Annotated in this window: 17 protein-coding genes; 8 read left to right on the plus strand and 9 right to left on the minus strand. The window is 59.0% G+C overall.

The genetic code is table 11. The features are described from left to right. Nucleotides 1–160: 160 nt before the first annotated feature. A complete protein-coding gene (gene rpmA / locus KW839_RS24600; protein WP_003281574.1) occupies nt 161–418 on the minus strand; it encodes a 50S ribosomal protein L27 in 258 nt (85 codons plus the stop codon). 35 nt (nt 419–453) lie between these two features. Further along, nucleotides 454–768, minus strand: a complete 315-nt coding sequence (gene rplU / locus KW839_RS24605) for a 50S ribosomal protein L21 (protein WP_007950961.1) — start codon at nt 766–768, stop codon at nt 454–456. Between the two features lie 239 nt (nt 769–1,007). On the opposite strand from rplU, the gene KW839_RS24610 reads away from it, so the two are divergent. From KW839_RS24610 to KW839_RS24620, 3 genes are all read left to right on the plus strand, one after another. Then, complete coding sequence (locus tag KW839_RS24610) at nt 1,008–1,976, plus strand: polyprenyl synthetase family protein (protein WP_060543335.1); 969 nt, start codon at nt 1,008–1,010, stop codon at nt 1,974–1,976. 181 nt (nt 1,977–2,157) lie between these two features. Then, on the plus strand, nt 2,158–2,499 hold the full coding sequence (locus tag KW839_RS24615; RefSeq protein WP_060543334.1) for a zinc ribbon domain-containing protein YjdM: 342 nt from the start codon (nt 2,158–2,160) through the stop codon (nt 2,497–2,499). Nucleotides 2,500–2,703: 204 nt separating this feature from the next. Continuing rightward, nucleotides 2,704–2,961 carry a hypothetical protein gene (locus KW839_RS24620; protein ID WP_060543333.1) on the plus strand — a complete coding sequence of 86 codons (258 nt, stop codon included), beginning with the start codon at nt 2,704–2,706 and terminating at the stop codon, nt 2,959–2,961. Between the two features lie 134 nt (nt 2,962–3,095). Here the strand turns inward: KW839_RS24620 and KW839_RS24625 are convergent, their stop codons facing one another. From KW839_RS24625 to KW839_RS24635, 3 genes are all read right to left on the minus strand, one after another. Then, nucleotides 3,096–3,713 (minus strand): FKBP-type peptidyl-prolyl cis-trans isomerase, encoded by a 618-nt coding sequence (locus KW839_RS24625; protein ID WP_060543332.1) that lies wholly within the window; start codon nt 3,711–3,713, stop codon nt 3,096–3,098. A 120-nt stretch (nt 3,714–3,833) separates the two neighbouring features. Continuing rightward, complete coding sequence (locus KW839_RS24630; protein ID WP_060543331.1) at nt 3,834–4,124, minus strand: DUF6482 family protein; 291 nt, start codon at nt 4,122–4,124, stop codon at nt 3,834–3,836. A gap of 134 nt (nt 4,125–4,258) precedes the next feature. Further along, entirely contained in the window at nt 4,259–4,747 is a 489-nt protein-coding gene (locus tag KW839_RS24635; protein WP_060543330.1) for a TIGR00645 family protein, read from the minus strand. A gap of 159 nt (nt 4,748–4,906) precedes the next feature. Here KW839_RS24635 and KW839_RS24640 point away from each other — a divergent pair, with 159 nt between their 5' ends. Further along, on the plus strand, nt 4,907–6,736 hold the full coding sequence (locus KW839_RS24640) for a hypothetical protein (protein WP_060543329.1): 1,830 nt from the start codon (nt 4,907–4,909) through the stop codon (nt 6,734–6,736). Between the two features lie 6 nt (nt 6,737–6,742). Here the strand turns inward: KW839_RS24640 and KW839_RS24645 are convergent, their stop codons facing one another. Both KW839_RS24645 and KW839_RS24650 read right to left on the minus strand, forming a co-directional pair. Further along, nucleotides 6,743–7,084 carry a hypothetical protein gene (locus tag KW839_RS24645; RefSeq protein ID WP_060543328.1) on the minus strand — a complete coding sequence of 114 codons (342 nt, stop codon included), beginning with the start codon at nt 7,082–7,084 and terminating at the stop codon, nt 6,743–6,745. Between the two features lie 342 nt (nt 7,085–7,426). Beyond that, the gene (locus KW839_RS24650) at nt 7,427–9,865 is read right to left on the minus strand and encodes a Lon protease family protein (protein WP_060543327.1); all 2,439 of its coding nucleotides are present in this window, start codon (nt 9,863–9,865) and stop codon (nt 7,427–7,429) included. Between the two features lie 280 nt (nt 9,866–10,145). Here KW839_RS24650 and KW839_RS24655 point away from each other — a divergent pair, with 280 nt between their 5' ends. From KW839_RS24655 to KW839_RS24665, 3 genes are all read left to right on the plus strand, one after another. Next, a complete protein-coding gene (locus KW839_RS24655; protein ID WP_060543326.1) occupies nt 10,146–10,634 on the plus strand; it encodes a DUF3015 domain-containing protein in 489 nt (162 codons plus the stop codon). 216 nt (nt 10,635–10,850) lie between these two features. Beyond that, nucleotides 10,851–12,704 carry a DUF4105 domain-containing protein gene (locus KW839_RS24660; RefSeq protein WP_060543325.1) on the plus strand — a complete coding sequence of 618 codons (1,854 nt, stop codon included), beginning with the start codon at nt 10,851–10,853 and terminating at the stop codon, nt 12,702–12,704. 107 nt (nt 12,705–12,811) lie between these two features. Then, nucleotides 12,812–13,306, plus strand: coding sequence for a GreA/GreB family elongation factor (locus KW839_RS24665; RefSeq protein WP_060543324.1), 495 nt, complete (start codon nt 12,812–12,814; stop codon nt 13,304–13,306). Here the strand turns inward: KW839_RS24665 and gdhA are convergent. Together gdhA and ettA are read right to left on the minus strand one after the other, a co-directional pair. After that, complete coding sequence (gene gdhA, locus KW839_RS24670; RefSeq protein WP_060543323.1) at nt 13,303–14,640, minus strand: NADP-specific glutamate dehydrogenase; 1,338 nt, start codon at nt 14,638–14,640, stop codon at nt 13,303–13,305. The genes KW839_RS24665 and gdhA overlap by 4 nt on opposite strands. Nucleotides 14,641–15,012: 372 nt before the next feature. Further along, the gene (gene ettA, locus KW839_RS24675; protein ID WP_060543322.1) at nt 15,013–16,677 is read right to left on the minus strand and encodes an energy-dependent translational throttle protein EttA; all 1,665 of its coding nucleotides are present in this window, start codon (nt 16,675–16,677) and stop codon (nt 15,013–15,015) included. A 289-nt stretch (nt 16,678–16,966) separates the two neighbouring features. Here ettA and KW839_RS24680 point away from each other — a divergent pair, with 289 nt between their 5' ends. Continuing rightward, nucleotides 16,967–20,815, plus strand: a complete 3,849-nt coding sequence (locus KW839_RS24680; protein ID WP_060543321.1) for an EAL domain-containing protein — start codon at nt 16,967–16,969, stop codon at nt 20,813–20,815. Nucleotides 20,816–21,058 lie beyond the last annotated feature (243 nt).

The following is a 21,058-nucleotide window of genomic DNA, read 5'->3' on the forward strand; positions in this document are numbered from 1 at the left end:
ACAATCAAGACATAAGACTCTTGCAAAAATGAGCGCAGCGACCCCAAACCACGATACCTACATCGTACGCCAACAGCCCATACAAACAGCTTTGCAAGAGACTCACCCCACAAACGAAAAAGCCCCGTCGCGAGACAGGGCTTTTCCAGCGATCGCGCGATTAAGCCGCGACTACGCTCACGTAACGACGACCGAAGGCGCCCTTTACTTCGAACTTGATCACGCCTTCGACTTTAGCGAAGAGGGTGTGATCTTTACCCATGCCAACGCCGTAGCCAGCGTGGAATTGGGTGCCGCGCTGACGCACGATGATGTTGCCTGCTTTGATAGCCTGGCCGCCATACATCTTCACGCCAAGGCGTTTGGCTTCTGAGTCGCGACCGTTACGGGTACTACCACCAGCTTTTTTGTGTGCCATGAGTTCAATTCTCCTAGTGAGGAATTAGGCTGTAATTAAGCCTGAATACCGGTGATTTTGATCTCGGTGTACCACTGGCGGTGGCCCATACGCTTCATGTGGTGCTTACGACGACGGAACTTGATGATGCGGACTTTATCGTGACGACCTTGGGAGATCACTTCAGCCACAACGGTAGCGCCAGCAACAACTGGAGCGCCGATATTCACGTCGTCACCATTGGCAACCAACAGAACGCGATCAAAGGTAACGGATTCGCCGGTAGCGACTTCCAGTTTTTCGATCTTCAGGTATTCACCCGGGGCGACTTTGTACTGCTTGCCGCCAGTAACGATTACTGCATAAGACATGGTATTTCTCCGATAATCCTGCTCACCCAGCTCTTTATAAGAAGAGGTATTGGCTGGCATGGCTGCATGGGCTGGAAGGCCCGATTGCAATTGCGTAAGGCAGGTGCTGCCCAGGAAGTTCAGGGTGCGCGATTGTACGCAAGGCACGAGCGCCTTGCAAGTGGCCGTCCATCGCGCCTTGACACCTGCAGGCGTGGGTCCTAGCATGCCGCGCAACCCTTCTGGAGCAACTGTCTCTGATGCAACCCCAAGCTTTCTACCGCGCGGTGTCGGACGATTTTATCGCCGTCGACGGCATCATCAAGAAGCAGCTGACTTCCCGAGTGCCGCTGGTATCGAAAATCGGCGACTACATTACTTCGGCCGGCGGTAAACGCCTGCGTCCTTTATTGGTGCTGCTGTGCGGCAAAGCCCTGGGTCGCGAAGGCGATGAGCTGCGTCTGCTGGCCGCGACCATCGAGTTCCTGCACACCGCGACCCTGTTGCATGACGACGTGGTCGACATGTCCGGCATGCGCCGTGGCCGCTCGACCGCCAATGCCATGTGGGGCAACGCCCCCAGCGTGCTGGTGGGCGACTTCCTGTATTCGCGCTCCTTTGAAATGATGGTCGAATTGGGTTCCATGCCCGTCATGAAGATCCTTTCGCAAGCGACGCGCATCATCGCCGAGGGCGAAGTGTTGCAGCTGTCGAAGGTCCGTGACGCCAGCACCACCGAAGAAACCTACATGGAAGTCATCCGCGGCAAAACCGCGATGCTCTTCGAAGCCTCGACCCACAGTGCTGCCGCCCTGTGCGAAGCCACACCGGAACAGGCTGAAGCCCTGCGCACCTTTGGCGACCACCTTGGCGTGGCGTTCCAGCTGGTCGACGACCTGCTCGATTACAAAGGCGACGCTCAAACCCTGGGCAAGAACGTCGGTGACGACCTGGCCGAAGGCAAGCCTACCCTGCCGCTGATCTACACCATGCGTGAAGGTACGCCGGAGCAGGCCGCCCTGGTGCGCAAGGCGATCCAGAAAGGCGGCATCGAAGACCTGGAAAGCATCCGCGAAGCCGTGGAAGCTTCGGGCTCGCTGGAGTACACCGCGCAACTGGCCCGCGATTACGTCGCCCGTGCGATCAAATGCCTCGATGCGCTGCCAGCCAGTGAATATCGCGATGCGCTGGTCGAGTTGAGCGAGTTTGCGGTCGCCCGTACGCACTAAAGCGCTTTTCTGTAGGAGCGAGCACGCTCGCGATGGACGTTAACGAAAACGCGGGCATTCAGATTTCCCGCGTCGTCGTTGGCGCCCATCGCGAGCGTGCTCGCTCCTACAGGGTTAGCCACCCCCTGAAAAAACCCTATATAATGTGCGCTTTTAGCGATCCTGAATCCAAGGAGCCTTAGTGAGCACGTTGCCACCCTGCCCGAAATGCAATTCCGAATACACCTATGAAGACGGCGCCCAGCTGATCTGCCCGGAGTGTGCCCACGAGTGGTCCGCTGGCGGTGAAGCCGAAGCAGTGTCCGCCGACGCGGTGAAAAAGGATTCGGTGGGCAATGTCCTGCAGGACGGTGACACCATCACCGTGATCAAGGACCTCAAGGTCAAGGGTACGTCCCTGGTGGTCAAGGTCGGCACCAAGGTCAAGAACATCCGCCTGTGCGATGGCGATCATGACATCGACTGCAAGATCGACGGCATCGGCCCGATGAAGCTCAAATCAGAGTTCGTCAGGAAGGTCTGAGCCTGCCCATTCCATCCCGTGCCAGGCGCGGGATGCGTATCACCTTCCTCGCACTCTCCTCTGGCAACCCCGCTTGGTAGCCAAACGCCAGTCGTTTTGACCTCGCGCAATCTTCACCCGGAAAAAAGCTCAAACCGCCAATAGGCTCTTGCTATTTTACAAATAAGAATTATTCTCATCGGACCCTTCAATGGAGATGAGACCATGACTTATTTGATCGATGCCTGGCTGGATCGCCCACACCCTTACCTCAGAATCCTGCATCGGGAAACCGGGGAAGTCTGTGCAGTGCTGGAAGAGGAAGCCTTGAACGAACTGCAGGATCAGGGTGACCTGGACCTCAACGGCTTGAGTTCCTGTGAGCCGGTGGTACTCAAGGAACTGGTGCGCAATCTGTTTCTGTTCTGCTATGCCCGGGCATTGCGCCCGACGCATGATTTGCACCACAAGATCGAAATATGATGCAGCGCAAAAAACTGTGGGAGCCAGCCCTGCTGGCGATTGCGATCTGACAGTCGACATTGCTGCTGACTGAAACACCGCCATCGCGAGCAGGCTCGCTCCCACATTAGCCCGAGGTCATATCGGGCCAGGCATTACAGAACGTCGAGCAGCTCGACGTCGAACACCAGAACGCTGTGCGGCGGGATGCCGCCAACGCCTTGAGCGCCGTAAGCCAGTTCGCTTGGCACGTACAGGCGCCATTTGCTACCGGCATTCATCAGTTGCAGTGCTTCGGTCCAGCCGGCGATCACGCCGCCAACCGGGAATTCTGCAGGCTCGCCGCGCTCGTAGGAGCTATCGAACACAGTGCCGTCGATCAGGGTGCCGTGGTAGTGGGTACGCACGGTGTCTTCACGGGATGGCTTGGTGCCTTCGCCAGCAGTCAGAACTTCGAACTGCAGGCCGGATTCCAGAGTGGTAATACCGTCACGCTTGGCGTTTTCAGCCAGGAAAGCCAGACCGGCACCAGCGGCCGCTTCAGCCTTGGCTGCAGCTTCGGCCTGCATGATTTCGCGGATCACCTTGAAGCTTGCAGACATTTCTTCCTGGCCGACACGGCTTGGCTTGCCGGCGAAAGCGTCGGTCAGACCCGCCAGGATCGCGTCCAGGCTGACGCCCGGTGGCGGGTTGTCGCGCAGCTGGTCGCCCAGCTGACGGCCGATACCGTAGCTGACGCGGGTTTCGTCGGTGGACAGATTTACTTCGGACATGACACTGCTCCGCTGTGCGGACGCCCCGGAACTAGCCGTGCGTGCACAGCGCGTCCCGGAGCGCCCGGAACCAAAAGGGCCAGCAGACTAGCACAGTTGTCATGGCATTGATGAGAGGCGTCAGGTGATCGGCACCTTCAGGTTTCCCTGGATATCGGCGACCAGCCCACACATTTCGTCGTGGACCACCGTGTGTACCAGGTTGAAGTGCAGCTTGGGAAAGGAGCGCAACACATCACGGGCATGCTCCACCGAACGCAGGCTCATCATCTGGCCATGTGCATCGCTCAAGGGATACGGCGCGCCGTGCATCCGAGCCTCCAGCAGGTAGATCCCCCCCTCCATCGAGATCAGGTTCAGCTCATCGACCTTCCCGGCGATGGCATAAGCATTCAACTCTTGCAGGTTCATGGACGCACCTCTCGCGGTGGTGAATCAATACTCCTACAGGGATATGCCTCGGCGCCTTAAATCACAAGCCACTAACGAAACCGCCCGTCTGTTTTGCAACAAACGGGCGGTGCGATAAAGCAATCAACGGCAGATCAGTGCTTGGTCACTTTATCCAGGTAACCCATGGCGAATGCCGACACCACAAAGGTCATGTGGATGATCACATACCACTGCAAATGCTGAGGATCGACGTTCTTGGCGTCCATGAAAATACGCAACAAGTGAATAGAGGAAATCGCCACGATCGACGCAGCCACCTTCATCTTCAGCGACGAAGAATCCATGGTGCCCAGCCAGTTAAGCTTTTCCTTGCTGTCATCGATGTCCAGTTGCGAGACGAAGTTCTCATAACCGGAGATCATCACCATCACCAGCAAACCGCCCACCAACGCCATGTCGATCAGCGACAGCAGCACCAGAATCAAGTCTGATTCAAGCATCGAAAAGACGTTCGGGATGAGGTGCAAGACTTCCTGGAAGAATTTCAGCGCCAGCGCCAACAGTCCCAGGGACAGGCCGAAATAGATCGGCGCCAGCAGCCAGCGCGAGGCGTACATTGCGTTTTCGATAAAGCGTTCCATTGAATCTCACATGAGGATTTGAAATCGCCGCGAGTATATCAGCCGCTCGTCACACCCAGAAACAGTCGAAAAGTCCGTTACCGGCGCCTGTGCTTCAAAGTTTTTCTGCTAGTGTCGAAATTAATGACCGCCCAGCAACATCGGACAGGAAGACTGGAAATGGATGTGCGATTGCCTTTAACAAGCGCCGGTATTTGCCTGGTGCTGCTGATAAGCGGCTGCTCACCCGAGGATGAAAAGCGCCAGGTCGACCTTGAGGAAAAAACCGCGCAGTTCGAAAAGTCCCTGGACTCCATCCCGGATCCGAAGCTCAAGGACGCCGTAGCCGAGCTCGGTGGATCACTGTTGCTGCTTGAACGGGCGCAACTCAAGCTCGACAGCAAACCGGTGGAAACCGAGTACAGCGAAGACGCCCTCGCCATGCTCAAGCATTACCCATCGCCGCAAGCGCTGGTCGATACTTACATCAATGGGTTGTTCGTACTGAAAAAAGACTCCAGTTCCGACTACCTGACCGATCTGCAACCGGTGTTCCCATTCGCATTCAATGGTCCCGTCGCATTTGTGTTTCCCAATGGTCTGCAATGGCAGTCGGTCACGCTGAGCGACAAACGGGTTATCCCGTTCCAGCCGGAATGGTCGGAAACCGATCCCGGCATTCAGTTGAGTCCATCGAGCTCCAACCTGACCAACCCCGACGACCTGACCGTGGCGTACCCATTCATCGAAGGCCTCGACGTCGACCGAAAACAGCAGCCACAACCAGTGAGTCTGCAAGGCAAGGTGGAGGTCATTGCGCCACGTCGGCTCTACAGCTTCGATTTGACCCGGCAAGACCTTGGCAAGACCCGCAGCAATGACAACCTCAGCGTCACCTTGCTCAAGCTGGCGGACAATTACGCAGAAATCGAATACAGCAACAGCGCGCCGCCGGCCCCCGAGGTCAGCGAAACACCTTTGAACCCGCTGATTGTCCAGGCCAGGGACGGTACCGGGCAATTCATCTCACGCTCCGGCTCAATCAACCAGACAACTGCTCAAATCGCTTTTTATCAGAAGCAGTTAGCGAAATTACAGCAGCAGAAAACCTGGAGCGAGACGCTGGAAAAACAGCTCGAGGAAGAACAACGCACCTTTGAGAAACAGCAAACCCGCCATTATTCGAAGGTGTACTTCAACGGGACGATTGAAACCCTGGAAGTCAGCCTGCTGGATTTCTCCGCCGCCACCGTGACCCGCAAGGATCTGAGCCTGCCGGTACGCCACTTCGAGGCCAATACCACATCGAAAACCATCCAGCCCCTGGACCTGTCCGTGGTCGTGTACGACGACCAGGCCATCAGCTGGCTCAAAGGGGCAGACTTGAGCGCGGAACAACTGAAGAAAGGTGTCAGCATCAGTCAGTCGGTGGACGACCCCAGCGCTGCGCGAATCGAGTTCAATCACTTGCGCAGCTTCAATGATGAAATGCTCGGCAGCTCGTTCAGCCCCGGCGAAAGTCCGGTCAGTTTCTTTACCGAAGACGGTGGCGGCAAACGCGACGAGCCTATCGAACTGCCCCCACAAGCGTTTCAGATCGATCCCCTGCGAGGCACCATCACTTACGACCTGAATCTGTTTCCAGAGACGCCGGCCTATGCGGTGGGCTCCATGCCGCTGTTCCTGGCCACAGTTGAGAAAAAAACCGTCGATGCCAATCAGTTGCCTGCAGGCCTGGAGCTCAAAGGCAACACACTGGTGGTTGATCTGAAACGGTTCCCGGCTGAGGACTGGCGCTTTTTTGCCAGGGACGACACCGGCAACTACTTGAAAGAAATACTCTCGGTCAGCCATGACGCGCACGCACAAGGCCCTGCGCTGTTTGCCGTGCATTATTTCTACGGACAGCCTGCGCGACTTGAAACCTATCAACGCACTGACCTCACCACCGTGCAATATGGTTTCGAGGTCAAACTCGACAAAGCCGATACATCGCACCTCGATCAATAGTGCGACTCAGTGCTCCGGCCGAAACTCAAAGCCGCCCACGGTGCTGCAGCGACCACCATTGATTTCGCGAAGCTGGGCTTGCAGGTGCAGGCACCAGATTTGCGGATCGTCGGCCAATTCGTAACCGTGAAGCGTCAGGCTTTCCACAATGGTGTCGAGGATGGATTCAGCCGCGAACGGGCCATGAAACGGCCCTTGGGCCTTGATGGCCGATGGTTGTTCACCGGCCATTCCAGCGGCGAACAGCAATGTCCACATACCGTTATCACCCGCCAGGGGGCGCACGGCGCATTCGATTCGGGTCACAAGACCCAGGCATTGACGGGTGAGGCAGAGGTTGCGCGACATGGCGGCTACCCTCGTTAAATCCGGTATTCAGCCCCCAAGGGAAGGCTGTCTCGATCCAGTGATGACTGTAGGTATCCCTGAGCAGAGAATAGAAGAAAAGTCCGAACTGAATGCCGGACGAGACCAGAATACGCCGAGCGGTCATTGTGTGAATATTGACGCCATTTCGACGGCGCTTTATGAGTGCCAATATAAAACATTGTGGCGAGGGGGCTTGTCGGAACGCCGCATCGCCCCGTCAGACTACGCAGTAGTCCCAAAAGTTTTGGGGCTGCTTCGCAGCCCAGCGGGGGCAAGCCCCCTCGCCACAAAGGATTCCACAGAGTTTTGTGCAATGTCAGGTCAAGCAGGCTTGGTTTCTGCCAACGCCTCCTGCGCCATCTCTTTCTCGGCTTCCTTCAGATCCTCTTCACTGATCATTTCCGCGATAACGCGCAAGCGCTCCACTACCCGCGCGTTCACGCTGCCTTCCGGAAATTCGCCGTTCTCATCGGGCGCGCCGGCCGGCTCGCCGACCAGCAGGCTCAAGGCTTCGTCGGCCTGACGTACGGCGTAGACATGGAACTGCCCCGCGCGCACCGCCGCCAGCACCTTTTCGTCGAGCATCAAGGTGGCCACGTTGGCCTGTGGAATGATCGCGCCCTGCTCGCCGGTCAGCCCCCGAGCCTCACAGAGACGGAAGAAACCTTCGATCTTCTCGTTAACCCCGCCGACGGCCTGCACTTCACCAAACTGGTTGATCGATCCGGTGATCGCAAAGCATTGCTTGAGCGGGGTTTTCGACAAGGCCGAAATCAGGGTGCACGCCTCGCCCAGGGAGGCGCTGTCGCCGTCGACGTAACCATAGGATTGCTCCAGGGCGATACTCGCGGAAATCGCCAACGGGAATTCCTGGGCGTACCGGCTGCCCAGATACCCGGTGAGGATCATCACGCCTTTGGAGTGGATCGGCTGCCCTAGGTTGACCTCACGCTCGATGTCGACGATGCCGCTGCCGCCTGGATAGACCGTGGCGGAGATCCGCGCCGGTACACCGAAGGCCGAGTCACCGACTTCCAGCACCGTCAGACCGTTGCACTTGCCGACCGCAGCGCCGTCGGTGTCGATCAGGATGATCCCGGCGAGCATGTCATCTAGAATCCGCGCCGAAACCCGACCGGTCCGCGTGGCCTTGGCCTTGAGCGCCCGTTCGATGTGCCCGGCGTCGGTCATTTCATCGCCGGCCAGGTGACGGATGAAATCCGCTTCGCTGACCAGCTGGAACAGGTCACCGATACGCGCTGACAAACGCCCCTGGTGCTCGGCCAGACGCGCGCTGTAGGTCGCCAGGCGCGCCACCGCATCAGCGGTCAGGGGTGCCATGCCTTCTTCGGACGTGCGGGTTTTGAGCAACTGGGCGAACTGCTCCAGGCTCTCGTCGACCATGGGAATGTCTTCGTCGAAATCCACCAGGACACGGAACATTTCCTGGAAGTCCGGATCGAGGTCCTGCAGCGTGTAATAGAGCTGACGGGCGCCGATGATCACGACTTTGACCTGCAACGGAATATGTTGCGGGGTCAGGGTCACGGTGGCCAGACGCCCCAGTTCCCCGAGCGGCGATTCCATTTTCAGCTTGCGCGATTGCAGGGCGCGCTTCAGCGCATCCCATACGAACGGTTCGCTGAGCATTTTTTCCGCTTCAAGAATCAGAAAACCGCCGTTGGCCCGGTGCAAGGCACCCGGCCGCAGTTGCCGGTAGGTGGTAAAGAGCGCGCCCTGGTCAGTACTGTATTCGATACGGCCGAAAAGGTTTTCGTAGGTCGGGTGTGGTTCAAACACCACTGGCGCACCGCCACTGGCCGAATGACCGACCACCAGGCTCGGTGCGTACTGCTCTTCCAGGAGCTTGCGGGCGACTGCATCGGTCTTGCTGTCATCGACCAGTTGCTCGACCACAGTCTTGAGCAAATACACCTGCATCGCTTGCAGATAACCGCATACAGCCGCGTTCTCGGCGTACTTCTCCGACAGCGGTGACAGCAGGGGCTGCAGAGCCAGGGTGATGGTTTCTTCGTTGAGGTGGCGCAGCTGATTGCTCGACTCGCGCTTCCATTGCGGCAGGCTGGCCAGCTCTTCGTTCAGACGCTCCTCCAGCGCGGAGATATCCTCGTGAAAACGCTCGCGTTCAGCTTCCGGCAACTGCGCGAACTCAGCCTCATCCAGGGCCTTGCCATCGCTCATCGGGGTGAAGGCGATGTTGCTGGCGTCACGGTAAAGCGCGACCTCCTTCTCCAACGCCAGGCGCTCGATCACATCCAGCGCCTTGTCATAACGCTGGTTGAAAGCACGATCGATGGCGCTTTTCTTCTGCTGGTAGGACGGGTGCTCGAATACCGCAGGGAACGTCGCCAGCAGATTGTCGATCAATCCGTTGATGTCGCCGATGAAAGCGCCGGCGGTACCCGAGGGCAATTCCAGGGCGCGAGGTTCGCGAGGCTCATCGAAATTGTTGACGTAGACCCAGTCAGCCGGGGTCTGCAGGCGCTTGCCTTCGGCCTTCAGGTAGCGTTTGACGAAGGAAAACCGGCCAGTGCCGGGTTCGCCCATGACAAATACGTTGTAGCCGGGGCGTGGCATGGCCACACCGAACTGCAAGGCTTCGACCGCACGTTCCTGGCCAAGCACACCGCGAAAGGGCTCCAGATCATTGGTGGTAGAGAAGCTGAACTGTTCAGCGGAAAACGGACGAGTCAGCGCTTCGGGCGCTAGACGCAAGCTGGCAGCAACAGGATCAGGCATCGGGCTTCCTTAACAATCAGGCGGGGCAGATGCCAGCATTCTGGCGCTGCCTGTGCCCGACTGGCAAGGAGCGCCGCGGCCCTGCGCATCGACAATTGGCAATCCCTAACCAGGACGGGCTTAAATCGCGGCTCTGCAACGAAGTTTTTGCAAAAAATAACGGAACCCCGTGATCGTGCCTAAACTCCAAACTGCGCGGCTGGACTAATGCCCAGCCCACTGGCACCGGAACGGGCCAGATTCCCTCGTCTATTGGTATGCACACAAAGAGAATAAAGCTATGAAACGGATTCTTCTCGGTACTCTCTTCACCGCTGTATCCATCAACGCTATGGCACAGGCGCCAGGCGGCCCGGATTGCGGTTGGGGCAACATGCTGTTCGAAGGTCAGCGTGGTACTCCGGCTCACTTCCTGGCATCCACCACCAACGGCACTTCCGGCAACGCAACCTTCGGTATGACCTCCGGCACCAACGGTTGCTCGACCAACGCGTCGCTGACCTATGGCGGCAAATCCTGGATTGCCATGAATGGCATGATGAACGAGCTGTCCGAAGACATGGCTAAAGGTCAGGGCGAAGCGCTGACCACTTATGCCGTAGTACTGGGCGTTGCGCCGCAAGACCGTGCGCATTTCGCCGCTGTCACTCACGAGCACTTCCAGCAGATCTTCAGCAAGGCTGATGTGACCGCGGAAGATGTGCATGCCAACACCCTGGCCGTTCTGAAAAGCGACCCTCGTCTGGCCAAGTACGCCACCCAGGCTTAAGCTCGAACGCACCCCGCTTTCTTCGGGAAGCGGGTTTTATTTTTTGGACCTGCTCTTTTCGGCCAAATCGTCAGCCGTAGGAGCCGGCTTGCTGGCGATGGCATCACTGCGGTTGCCCAAATAAACCGCGGTGATGCCATCGCCAGCAAGCCGGCTCCTGCAAACGACGTATCTTCCGTACTGGGTCTTTGTTTTTTTCGACTTAAGTTGCCGACTATGCTCAAACGCCTTGCCTGGCTGGTGCTCTGTGTCTGCGCCCCGCTGTCCGCCGCGCCTCATCTCGATCCACAACGTCTGCAGCAACTGGCCAATGACCCTTTCTGGCTTTCCCTCGGTCATTACGAAACCGCCAAGCTCGGCGGCTGGCGCAGTTATGTCAGCGATGAAAAGTTCTTCCTCGCCGCCGACGGCAACGAACATCCCGACCATGAGCTCGCCGCCACCTTACAGGCGCTGTACGCCCCGGCCAGCACTGGCGAACAGCATGCCCAATGCGTCTATCCGGCCCGTACCCGCTGGCTGAAATCACAGCTCAACCTGACCGACTTGCCAGCGCCTGCCTGCGCAGAATTCAAGCAATGGTTCAAGGACGTATCTCCCCACAGTGCGGTGATGATTTTCCCGGCGGCTTACCTCAACAGCCCTTCGTCGATGTTCGGCCACACCCTGTTGCGCATTGATCAGGCCGATGTACAAAGCGACAAGACTTCGCTGCTCAGTTACGCAATCAACTTCGGCGCCTACGTCGAGGGCTCGGACAACAGCATCCTTTACGCCTGGAAAGGTTTGATGGGCGGTTATCCGGGGTTGTTCGCGCTGGTGCCCTATCAGGAAAAACTCTCGGAATACCGCAGCCTCGAAAACCGTGACCTGTGGGAATACCGCCTAAACCTGAGCCAGCAAGAAACCGCGCGCATGGTCGAACACGTCTGGGAGTTGAAACAGATCCAGTTCGACTATTTTTTCTTCGATGAAAACTGCTCCTATCGCCTGCTCGAACTGCTGCAAGTGGCGCGTCCGAGTCTGCGCCTGACCGAGCAATTCCCGATCACCGCGATCCCCACCGACACCGTCAAAGCGGTGAAAGAGGCCGGGCTGGTTGAATCGATCCAGTACCGCCCCTCCCGCGAGCGCGAACTGCTGAGCCGAGCCGAGCCGTTGAGCGATGAGGAGCAGCAATGGGTCTTGAAAGTCAGCGCCGACCAGCAACAACTGCAAGATGCGGCGTTCACGGCACTACCCCGCAACCGCCAGGCGCTGATCATTGATGCCGCCTATCGCCTGGAACGCTACCGCGCCAACGGCCAGGAACGCGATCCGCAGCGAGCCCAGCGCAGTTTCGAACTGTTGCGGGCGATCAACCGCAATCCGCCTCCGGAACTGGATATCCCGCAACCCGGTCTGCCCGAGGATGGCCACGAGTCCCGCACCTGGCAGGCCGGCCTGGGTACGCGCGGCGACCGGGCCTTTGGCGAATATGGCCTGCGCATGGCCTATCACGACCTCAACGACAACGCCGAAAGCTTCCCCCTCGGCGCACAGATCGAAATCCTGCAACTCAAGTTGCGCCAGTACGAAGGCAACGACTGGCAGGTGCAACAACTGGACCTGGCGACCATCCGCTCCCTGACACCACGCAATGAGCTGCTGCAACCGCTGTCGTGGCAAGTCACCGGCGGCCTGGAGCGGGTACCGGGCAAGCATGACGACGAAACCCTGGTCAGCCACGTCAATGGCGGCGCAGGTGGCACCTGGCAACTGACTGACGACATGCTCGGATTCGCTCTGGGCACCGTACGTGTCGAGCACAACAACGACTTCGCTGAATTCATCGCTCCGGCCGCTGGGTTCAACAGCGGCGTGCTGTGGAAAAATCCGTTGGGTAATTTCAGTCTGGAGGCCAGAGGCGACTTCTTCACCAACGGCGAAGTGCGCCGTAGCCTGAGTCTGAACCAGCAGTGGGAATTGTCGCGCAACCTCGGGCTGCGCCTGAGCGCCCAGCGCGAATTCAGCCATCTGGCCACACCCGAGAACGAAGTGATGCTTGAGGTGAAGTGGTATCACTACTGACCGGGCAACGCCTATCCGCGCCTGTCGCTCACAGTGAGTCGTATCCAGACATCCAGTGAAACCAAATGCCTGCGACCATGGCCCAAACCCTATCACGGGAGAAAACCATGAGCCGGGCATTCGTCAACGAAGATAACGCCGCCGCGCAAGCCGACCAGCCCGTCGAACGACAGGTCAGCGCGCAGCCTAACTACGTCACACCGCAAGGCCTGCGCCTGTTGCAGGGCAAATTCAGCGAACTGCAAACCCTGCATGCCGAACAATCGGCCCGGGGCGATCAGGCCGACAAACAGCGCCTGGCCGATCTCGAGCGCGATCTGCGCTACTTCAAGCAACGCCTGGGCAGTGCTCAGGTGGTGCCGGACGCGACCTCCACCGACAAAGTGCAGATTGGCAGTTGGGTAACCTATGCCGACGAGCACGCCACCGAACACCGGGTGCAACTGGTGGGCGAAGATCAGGCCGATGCCGCCCATGGCCTGATCAACTGGGGCTCACCACTGGGTCGGGCACTGCTCGGCGCACGACTCAACGATGAAGTGCTGTGGCAGCGCCCCGCCGGGGATCAACTGATCGAAGTGATCCGTATAGAACCGGCTTAAACCACGCCTTGGGCCAGCATGGCATCGGCAACTTTGACGAAGCCGGCGATGTTGGCGCCTTTGACATAGTTGATCCGGCCGTTCTCTTCGCCGTAATGCACGCAAGCGTGGTGGATCGACTGCATGATCGCGTGGAGCTTGCTGTCGACCTCGCCACCAGTCCATAGCAGGCGCATGGCGTTCTGTGACATTTCCAGTCCGCTCACTGCCACGCCGCCCGCGTTGGACGCCTTGCCCGGCGCAAACATAATATTCGCTTCGATGAACAGGTCTACCGCCTCAAGGGTCGTAGGCATGTTCGCGCCTTCTGCCACGCAGATGCAGCCGTTACGCAACAAGGCGCGGGCGGCATCGGCATCCAGTTCGTTTTGCGTCGCACACGGCAAGGCAATGTCGCAGCTCAGGGTCCACGGCAACTGGCCGGCGCGGAACTCCAGGCCAAATCGGCCAGCCAGTTCACGGATGCGCCCACGCTGGACGTTTTTCAGTTCCAGCACCGCCAGCCACTGTTCTTCGGTCAGCCCGCTCTCGCAGTACAGCGTGCCTTCGGAGTCAGACAGCGAAATCACTTTGCCGCCCAGGTCCATGACCTTGCGTGCGGCGTATTGCGCGACGTTGCCGGAGCCGGAAATCGCCACACGCTTGCCCTCGACCGCCAGGCCGCGACGTTTGAGCATCTCCTCGGCGAAATACACGCAACCGAAACCGGTGGCCTCTGGACGGATCAGGCTGCCACCATAGCTGGGGCCCTTGCCGGTCAACACGCTGGTGAACTGGTTGCTCAGGCGCTTGTACTGGCCGAACAGGAACCCGATTTCACGGGCACCGACACCAATGTCCCCGGCCGGCACGTCAACGTCGGCACCAATATGACGGTACAACTCACTCATGAAGGCCTGGCAGAAGCGCATGACTTCCGCATCGCTTTTGCCTTTCGGATCGAAGTCCGAACCGCCCTTGCCACCGCCCATCGGCAACGAGGTCAGGGAATTCTTGAAGGTCTGCTCGAACGCGAGGAACTTCAGGACGCCCATGTTCACCGACGGATGGAAGCGCAAACCGCCCTTGTACGGCCCGATTGCGCTGTTCATCTGGATGCGGAAACCGCGATTGACCTGCACCTTGCCCTGATCGTCGACCCAGGAAACCCGGAACACGACTGCACGCTCCGGCTCACAGATGCGCTCCAGAATGCCTGAAGTCAGATAGTGCGGATTGGTTTCGAGAAACGGCCACAGGCTGCGCAGGACCTCTTCCACTGCCTGATGGAACTCAGGCTGGTCCGGGTCGCGTTTTTTCAGGCGGGCAAGGAAGGATTCAACGGATTCGATCATGAAAAAGTCTCGGCAAATTTATTGTCATTGGGAGCGATTGGGCCGGACTTTAACAAAGGGATCGCGCACAAGAACAGAGCGATATGTCGCATTTGTGAAATTAAATGGTGCGCAGGATATAAATTATCCGAGTTTTGAGCTCAAATTGCACCGCAAAAGGGATTCACAAGTCGTGTTTTGCACCATCAGGTACAACGCGATCGCTGGCAGACCAGCTCCCACAGGGGATTGGGGGTGAATCAGTATTTGCTGTCTGCACAAAACTCCGTGGGAGCTGGCCTGCCGGCGATGAATTCAATTCGGTATACCTGAAAAAAACCGGGCAAAAAAAAACGGAGCCCGAAGGCTCCGTTTTCATGCGACCAACCCGAATCAGGCCAGTTTTTTGTGGCGTACCCGGTGTGGCTGGGCAGCCGCTTCGCCGAGACGCTTTTTGCGGTCGGCTTCGTACTCGGTGTAGTTACCTTCGAAGAACACCGCTTGCGAGTCGTCTTCGTACGCCAGGATGTGCGTCGCGACGCGGTCCAGGAACCACCGATCGTGAGAGATCACAATGGCCGCGCCCGGGAAGTCCAGCAGGGCTTCTTCCAGGGAACGCAGGGTTTCAACGTCGAGGTCGTTGGACGGTTCGTCGAGCAGCAGGACGTTGCCGCCCTCTTTCAGGGTCAGGGCCAGGTGCAAGCGACCGCGCTCACCACCGGACAGGTCCTTGACGAACTTCTGCTGATCGCCGCCCTTGAAGTTGAAGCGACCGACGTAGGTACGCGACGGGATCTCGTAGTTGCCGATGCGGATCTGGTCGGAACCGTCGGAGATCTGCTGGAACACAGTCTTGCTGCCGTCCAGGTCTTCGCGGCTCTGGTCCACACAGGCAAGCTGCACGGTTTCGCCGACTTCGATGCTGCCCGAGTCCGGCTGTTCCTTGCCCATCAGCATGCGGAACAGGGTCGATTTACCGGCACCGTTACCACCGATCACGCCAACAATGGCGCCTTTCGGCATGGAGAACGACAGGTTGTCGATCAGCACGCGATCGCCGTAGCCCTTGGAGACGTTCTTGAACTCGATGACCTTGTCGCCCAGGCGTGGACCGGCCGGGATGTAGATCTCGTTGGTTTCGCTGCGCTTCTGGAATTCCTGCGACTGCATTTCTTCGAAGCGTTGCAGACGAGCCTTGGATTTCGACTGGCGGGCCTTGGCGCCTTTGCGCACCCACTCCAGTTCTTCCTTCATGGCTTTTTCATGGGCCGACTGCTGCTTGGATTCGGCAGCCAGACGATCGGACTTGGCTTCGAGCCAACCCGAATAGTTGCCTTCGTACGGAATGCCCGCGCCGCGGTCGAGTTCCAGAATCCAGCCGGCGACGTTGTCGAGGAAGTAACGGTCGTGCGTGATCGCTACCACAGTGCCCGGGAAGTCGTGCAGGAAGTGCTCCAGCCAGGCCACCGAATCGGCGTCCAGGTGGTTGGTCGGTTCGTCGAGCAGCAGCATGTCCGGCGCGGACAGCAGCAGGCGGCACAGGGCCACACGACGCTTTTCACCACCGGACAGGAATTCGACCTTGGCGTCCCATGCCGGCAGACGCAGCGCATCGGCGGCGACTTCCAGTTGGCGATCAAGGTTGTGACCGTCGCTGGCTTGCAGGATGGCTTCGAGCTTGGCCTGTTCTGCCGCCAGCTTGTCGAAGTCAGCATCTTCATCGGCATAAGCCGCGTAGACCTCGTCCAGGCGTGCCTGGGCGTTCTTGATCACGCTGACCGCCTCCTCGACCACTTCACGCACAGTCTTGGTCGGATCCAGTTGTGGTTCCTGCGGCAGGTAGCCGATGTTCAGCTCCGGCATCGGACGGGCTTCGCCCTCGAATTCGGTGTCGACGCCGGCCATGATTTTCAGCAGCGTGGACTTACCCGAACCGTTGAGGCCGAGCACGCCGATCTTGGCGCCGGGGAAGAAGGACAGAGAAATGTTTTTCAGGATTTCCCGCTTCGGCGGAACAACTTTTCCCAGCCGATGCATGGTGAATACGTATTGAGCCATGGAGAACCTAGGGTCAGTGACTGATGAATGATTGGAGCGCGGGCGATGCCCGGCCAGACCGTGCGCGTCATCCGTTTGATGGATTTCAATACGGGTGCGCTGAAAAAGCCTGATTTTAGGAGCTGGAACGCTCCCGCGTAACCGGTAAAGCTACCTTAATGACAGATGGCAGTCCAGCCGGCGGCCCAGGACTGGCACTTCGCCACAACTCAAGGCATGCTAGCCGCCCTTCGGGCGTCCGGCTTATAGTGCACGTCGCGCCAGTCCAGCCAAACCGCAGGATTACAGCTTGTCCAACGTCCCTTCGCCTCTGACCTCCAGCGCGCCGACTGCAGCGCCTGGCTCACCCCTGCGCGGGCCTCTGAAAGGCACCCTGGCGGCCCTGGTTTTGTTGCTGCTGGCCCTGTTGTTTTGGCAGTTGCTCGATCAACTGCACGAAACCCGGAAAACCCAGCGTCAGTACACCATCGACTACACCGCCGACCTGGCCGCGCAAGTCAGCCTGAACATGACACTCAATGCGCAAATTGCCCTCAACCTGCTACCGATTGTCGAACAGCCACAGGACGCCGAAGAACTGCAGGCCCTCCTGCGCAAGCTGCAACAGTCCCTGCCAGACCTGCGCAGCCTGGCCTTGCTCAGCCCGTCCGGACAGATCATCAGTGACAGCGCTGCGGTCAGCGATGACGGCGATTATCTGAGCGAACTGGTCCGGCGCAGTCGCTCCCAGGTGCACTACTTCAGCAATGCCAGCGATGGCTCGGTGGTGCACTTGCTCCTGCATCAAGCCAGCGGAAGCTCCCGGGGCTACTGGGCGTTGCGTCTGGCGCCGACGTTCTTCTCCAGCCTGACCAGGCAGACCGAAGCGGTAAATCGTCCGTTGTGGCTGGTAGAAAACCGCCTCAATCACCAGATCATCAGCCGTGACGAAACGTTACCCCAGGTCAACCCGGGCACATTGACTGCAGACGATATTGCCAACAGCGTACTGACGGTCGCGCTGAGCAGCAGCGACTGGCAACTGCGCGGCCTGTTTGATCGTCAGCGCGTGCTGGAAGAGCTGTTGCCGGCGTTCATCGGCAAGTGCCTGCTGGGCCTGGCTTTTTCCATGCTGCCATTTATCGCCTTGCTGAATATGCGCCGTCGCCAACGCCAGCTCAATGAAGGCCGCAGGCGTTATCAGGATATTTTCGAAGGCACAGGCGTCGCCTTGTGCGTGCTCGACATGTCCGGCCTCAAGAGTTTCTTCGACAAGGCGCAGCTGCATGACAGCGAACAGTTGCAGACCTGGCTGCAGATCCCGGAGCAACGCCGGCGCGCGCTGCAGGAACTGCGTATCACCGAGGTCAACCAGCTTGCGCTGCAACTGCTCAATGTCGATACCGGCGACAAGGCCTGGAAACTGCTGATCGAAGGTAACCCGCTGGATGGTATCGCTATCGGCAACCAGGTTCTGGAAACCGTACTCAACCAGATCAATCAGTTTGAACTGGAGATCAAGCTGCAGGCCGCCAATGGTCGCGACCAGCACCTGTGGCTGGTGCTGCGCCTGCCCGAAGACCCCGCCGATTACAATGCAGTGATCCTCAGCATCGCTGACATCACCAGCCGCAAGCTCGTCGAACTGTCGCTACTGGAGCGAGAAGGCTTCTGGTCGGACGTGGTGCGTACCGTACCCGACCACCTTTATGTGCAGGACGTGATCAGCCAACGCATGATCTTCAGCAACCACCATCTGGGCCAGACACTCGCCTACAACCGCACCGAACTGCACCAGATGGGCGAGTACTTCTGGGAAATCCTCCTGCACCCCGAAGACGCCGACTTCTACCATCGCTCCCGCCAGACCCAGCGCCAGGCCGGCTATCGCCAGTTGATGCAGTGCCAGCTGCGCTTCCGCCATCGCGACGGCCAATGGCGACGCTTCGAAATCCGCGAACAGGCCCTGGCACGGGACAAACACGACCAGGTCACGCGGATCATTGGTGTGGCCAAGGACATCACCGACCAGATTGAAGCCAGCGAGTCCTTGCGCGACAGCGAGCAGCGGTACCGAATGCTCGCCGAAAGCATCAGCGACGTGATCTTCTCCACCGACAGCCGCCTGTCTCTCAACTACGTCAGCCCCTCGGTGCAAGCGGTGCTGGGCTACGATGCCGAGTGGATTTTCCAGAACGGCTGGCAGTCGACCATCGCCAACCCGCAACAATTGACCGGCATTTCCAGCCTGATGGCGCGGGTCAATAAAGCACTGGATCAACCCGAACAACTGGCGTTGCTGCGCAATCAGGTGCAAACGCAGATGTTCCTGTTTGACTGTCTGCGCGCCGACGGACGCAAGATCCCTATCGAACTGCGACTGGTATTGGTGTGGGACGAGCATGACGCCTTTGAAGGCGTGCTCGGGGTCGGCCGCGACATCAGCCAGCAGCGCAGGGCCGAGAAAGACCTGCGCATGGCCGCCACCGTATTTGAACACTCGACCTCGGCGATCCTGATCACCGACCCGGCCGGCTATATCGTCCAGGCCAACGAAGCCTTCAGTCGCGTCAGCGGGTATGCGGTGGAGCAAGTGCTCGACCAGTTGCCGAACATGCTGACGGTCGACGAGCAGCAGGATGCCCATCTGCGTTATGTGCTCAAGCAACTGCACCAGCACAGCACCTGGGAAGGCGAAGTCTGGCTCAAGCGGCGCAATGGCGAGCACTATCCGGCCTGGGTCGGGATTACCGCGGTACTCGACGATGAAGGCGATCTGGCCAGCTATGTATGCTTTTTCACCGACATCAGCGAGCGCAAGGCCAGCGAGCAACGCATTCACCGCCTTGCCTACTACGATGCCCTGACCCATCTGCCCAACCGCTCGCTGTTCCAGGATCGTCTGCACACAGCCTTGCAGGTAGCCGAACGACAGAAGTCGTGGGTGGTGTTGATGTTTCTCGACCTCGACCGTTTCAAACCGATCAACGACTCTCTGGGCCATGCCGCCGGCGATCGCATGCTCAAGGATATGGCCACGCGCCTGCTCGGTTGCGTCGACGATGACGACACCGTGGCACGCATGGGTGGCGACGAATTCACCTTGCTCCTGCAACCACGGGCCAACCGCGAAGTCGCCTTGACCAGGGCCATTCACGTGGCCGAGCAGATTCTCGCCAGCCTGGTAAAACCGTTCGTGCTCGAAGGTCGCGAGTTCTTCGTCACCGCCAGCGTCGGCATCGCCCTGAGCCCTCAGGATGGCAATGAACTCAGTCAACTGATGAAGAACGCCGACACGGCGATGTACCACGCCAAGGAACGCGGCAAGAACAACTTCCAGTTCTATCAGGCGGACATGAACGCCAGTGCTCTGGAGCGCCTGGAGCTGGAAAGCGACTTGCGCCATGCGCTGGAACAGAACGAGTTCGTGTTGTATTACCAGCCGCAGTTCAGCGGTGACGGCAAACGCCTGACCGGTGCCGAAGCGCTGCTGCGCTGGCGCCATCCGCGGCGCGGGCTGGTGCCGCCTGGGGACTTCATTCCGGTGCTCGAGGAGCTGGGGCTGGTGGTGGATGTCGGCGACTGGGTGATCGGCGAGGCCTGTCGCCAGCTCAAGACCTGGCATCTGGCCCAGGTGCGCGTGCCGAAGGTTTCGGTGAACATCTCGGCACGACAGTTCTCCGACGGCCAACTCGGTATGCGGATCGCCACCATTCTCAAGGAAACCGGCCTGCCACCCGCCTGCCTGGAGCTGGAACTGACCGAAAGTATCCTGATGCGTGAAGTCAGCGAAGCGATGCAGATCCTCGCCGGGCTGAAAAACCTCGGCCTGAGCATCGCGGTCGACGACTTCGGTACCGGCTATTCATCGCTCAACTACCTCAAGCAATTCCCGATCGACGTGCTGAAAATCGACCGTACCTTCGTCGACGGCCTGCCGTCGGGTGAACAGGATGCGCAGATTGCCAGGGCGATTATCGCCATGGCCCATAGCCTCAACCTGGCGGTGATCGCCGAGGGCGTGGAAACCCAGGAGCAACTGGATTTCCTGCGTGAGCATGGTTGCGATGAAGTTCAGGGGTATCTGTTCGGCCGGCCAATGCCGGCTGGCAAATTCGAAACGCGGTTCAGCAACGATGCCATCTTCATATTCGGCTGATTGACCGGCCCTGTGGCGACCGACCCTGTGGCGAGGGGCTTGCCTTGTGGCCAGGGGGCTTGCCTTGTGGCGAGGGGGCTTGCCCCCGTTGGGGCGCGAAGCGGCCCCTGATCTGCTATCACATCTCTTCAGACAGCATGGGCCCGTGCAGTTTGCGACGACTGCGCAGACGAACGGGGCGATGCGGCATTCCGACAAGCCCCCTTGCCACAGTCACCGCTGATCCCGTCATGAAGCCCACTT

Source organism: Pseudomonas sp. PDM31 (genome assembly GCF_019218965.1).
GTDB lineage: Bacteria > Pseudomonadota > Gammaproteobacteria > Pseudomonadales > Pseudomonadaceae > Aquipseudomonas.